This is a genomic window from Streptomyces sp. PA03-6a, from assembly GCF_033792765.1.
Taxonomy (GTDB): domain Bacteria; phylum Actinomycetota; class Actinomycetes; order Streptomycetales; family Streptomycetaceae; genus Actinacidiphila.
Map to the genome: position 1 here is coordinate 1 of NZ_JARAVK010000490.1, position 2,921 is coordinate 2,921.

The 2,921-nt window shown below is 73.1% G+C and carries 4 protein-coding genes; 1 reads left to right on the forward strand and 3 read right to left on the reverse strand.

All coding sequences use genetic code 11. From position 1 onward, the window contains the following. Window positions 1-90: 90 nt before the first annotated feature. Window positions 91-1,542, forward strand: a complete 1,452-nt coding sequence (locus tag PV350_RS45890; RefSeq protein WP_500339225.1) for a DUF7059 domain-containing protein — start codon at window positions 91-93, stop codon at window positions 1,540-1,542. A 67-nt stretch (window positions 1,543-1,609) separates the two neighbouring features. Here PV350_RS45890 and PV350_RS45895 read toward each other — a convergent pair whose 3' ends face one another. The 3 genes from PV350_RS45895 to PV350_RS45905 form a co-directional block, all read right to left on the reverse strand. Further along, the gene (locus PV350_RS45895) at window positions 1,610-1,873 is read right to left on the reverse strand and encodes a TM2 domain-containing protein (RefSeq protein ID WP_499513078.1); all 264 of its coding nucleotides are present in this window, start codon (window positions 1,871-1,873) and stop codon (window positions 1,610-1,612) included. Between the two features lie 155 nt (window positions 1,874-2,028). Continuing rightward, entirely contained in the window at window positions 2,029-2,439 is a 411-nt protein-coding gene (locus tag PV350_RS45900; protein WP_499513079.1) for a DUF2752 domain-containing protein, read from the reverse strand. Between the two features lie 5 nt (window positions 2,440-2,444). Beyond that, window positions 2,445-2,843, reverse strand: coding sequence for a TM2 domain-containing protein (locus tag PV350_RS45905; protein ID WP_499513080.1), 399 nt, complete (start codon window positions 2,841-2,843; stop codon window positions 2,445-2,447). Between the last annotated feature and the right edge of the window lie 78 nt (window positions 2,844-2,921).

The following is a 2,921-nucleotide window of genomic DNA, read 5'->3' on the forward strand; positions in this document are numbered from 1 at the left end:
GGCGGGTACGGTCTCCGCCCGCGAGAGCGCCGCGTAGGCGGTCCCCCCGAGCAGGTCGAGGCAGCCGTCGGCCGTGAAGGCCGCGACGCGCTGCGCGCCGCGGCCTTCACGGCCGACGGCTGCCTCGACCTGCTCGGGGGGACCGCCTACGCGGCGCTCTCGCGGGCGGAGACCGTACCCGCCCTGCGCGCCACCCGCGGCGGCAGCCCGCTGGAGAGCCTGGTGCGGCTCTTCCTGCTGCAGCAGCCGGTCCCGTACGCCCGGCTGCGCGACGTGCTGCCCCTCGACGCGGCCCTCGAGGACGGCTGGCTCGTCCGGGACGGCGACGAGGTGCGCGCCACGGTGGACGTCCGCCCCTACGGGGGCGACGGCGGCGAGGACTGGTACATCGTCTCCGACCTCGGCTGCGCGGTGGGCGGCGCCAACGGCATCCGCACGACGCCCGGCGTGGACCGCGCGGACCTGGTGCTCGGCGTCGGCGGTGCGTCGACCACGCTCGCCGGGATCACCGTCCGCACGCCCGTGGCCCGGGCGCTGGACCTCGGCACCGGCTCCGGCATCCAGGCGCTGCACGCCTCCCGGCACGCCACCCGGGTCACCGCGACCGACCTCAACCCCCGCGCCCTGCACTTCACGCGGCTCACCCTCGCCCTGTCGGGCGCGCCCGAGCCGGACGTCCGGCAGGGCAGCCTCTTCGAGCCGGTCGGCGGCGAGCGCTACGACCTGATCGTGTCCAACCCGCCGTTCGTCATCTCCCCGGGCAGCCGCTTCACCTACCGCGACGGCGGCATGGCCGGCGACGACCTGTGCCGGACCGTCGTCCGGCAGGCCGCCGACCACCTCACCGAGGGCGGGCACCTCCAACTGCTCGCCAACTGGGAGCACACCGAGGGCGAGGACTGGCGGGACCGCGTCTCCGCCTGGGTGCCCGCCGGCTGCGACGCGTGGATCGTGCAGCGCGAGGTGCAGGACGTCACGCAGTACGCGGAGCTGTGGCTGCGCGACGGCGGTGACCACCTGGCCGGGCCCGAGGCGTACGCCGCCCGCTACGACGCGTGGCTGGACGCCTTCGAGCAGCGCAAGACCAAGGCCGTGGGCTTCGGCTGGATCACCGTGCGCAGGACCGGCTCCGACCGTCCCGTCGTCACCGCCGAGGAGTGGCCGCACCCGGTCGAGCAGCCGCTCGGGCCGCACATCGCGGCCTGGTTCGGCCGCCAGGACTTCCTGCGGGCCCACGACGACGCGGCGCTGCTCGACGAGCGCTTCAGGCTGGCGGACGAGGTGGTGCAGGAGCAGGTGGGCCTGCCCGGCGCGGAGGACCCGGAGCACGTCGTCCTGCGGGCGAACCGCGGCATGCGGCGTGCGACGAGGGTGGACACGGTCGGCGCGGGCTTCGCGGGCGTCTGCGACGGGACGCTGACGGCCGGTCGGATCCTGGACGCCATCGCCCAGTTGCTGGGCGAGGACCCGGTGGTGCTGCGGGACCGTACGCCGGAGGCGATCCGGCTGCTGGTGGAGCAGGGCTTCATCGAGCCGGTGTGAGCGGGAACGCGGCGGCCCGCCTCCGCAGCGGAGAGCGGAGGCGGGCCGTCGGGGTGCGTCGCGGGGATCAGCCCTGCAGGACGCGGCCCTTGGAGTCCGTGCGGTCCTTGCTGGTGAAGAAGAGGATCGCGTCGATCAGGGCCCAGAAGCCGAGGCCGCCGCAGGTCAGGAGCTGGGCGATGGCCATGCCGGTGTGGCCGGTGTAGAAGCGTCCGATGCCCAGGCCGCCCAGGAAGAGCTGCAGAAGACCAGCGGTGATCTTCGACTTGTCGGACAGCGGACGGCCGGCCGCGTCGTAGCCGTGCGGGGCGTCAGTGGTGGGCGTGGCCATGGGGGTCGCTCCTTGCGCGAATGGGGACGAACAGGCAGGAGCGCGCGTTTCCTCAGGATCCGGCCCCCCGCCTCGGATGGCCACATATTTACATCAGATGATTGACATCCGTCCCGATGATGAACAGCCGTCACGGAACTGTGATCACCGCGTTGTCAAACCGCGTTGCGTACGACGGCCCAGGCCACGGCGATCCCCAGGACCGCCATCTGCGCACGTCGTCCGAGCGTGGGGCGGTAGGAACGGCCGCGCAGCCCCTCCGTCACCCACCGCGCGTACAGATAGAGGGGAAAGGGGCTCGCCAGGAGCAGCAGCGCGTTGTCGTGGAAGGCGGCCGACAGGTCGCCGTGCATCAGGTCGTAGACCATGCGGGTCGCGCCGCAGGCGGGACAGAGCAGCCCCGTCAGGAAGTTGAAGGGGCATCGGGGCAGCCAGTGCCCCTCCTGGTGCGGGTCGGTGCCCCACAGGTAGGCGGCGCCTGCCGCGCCCGCGACGAGCGACGCCACGGGGGCCGTGGCCGGTCGTCCGGCCACGGCCCTGAGGCGGTTCCAGGTCACGGAGGTCATCGTCCTCAGCTGCGCAGGATCCGGCCCTGGGAGTCGGTGCGGTCGTTGCTCGTGAGGAAGAGGATGCCGTCGATCAGCGCCCAGATGCCGAAGCCGCCGCAGGTGAGGAGCTGCGCGATGCCGATGCCGATGTCGCCCACGTAGAAGCGGCCGATGCCCAGGCCGCCCACCAGCAGCTGCAGCACGCCGGCCACGACCTTGGACTTGTCCGACAGCGGGCGGCCGTACATGTCGTAGCCGTACGGGGCGTTGGGGTCGCCGGTGTAGGCGCCCTGCGGGTATCCCTGCTGCGGGTAGCCGTAGCCGGGCTGCTGGCCGTAGCCGCCGGGGCCGGCCGGGGGCTGCTGCGGGTAGCCGTAACCGTCCGGCGCGGGCTGGCCGTACGGGTTGTTCGGGTCGGACATCGTGGGACTCCCCCTGAGAGAACGTTCGGTGTGTCCGGACATCTTGTCAGGCGAGTCAAGGCGGTCAGGGGCGAGGAG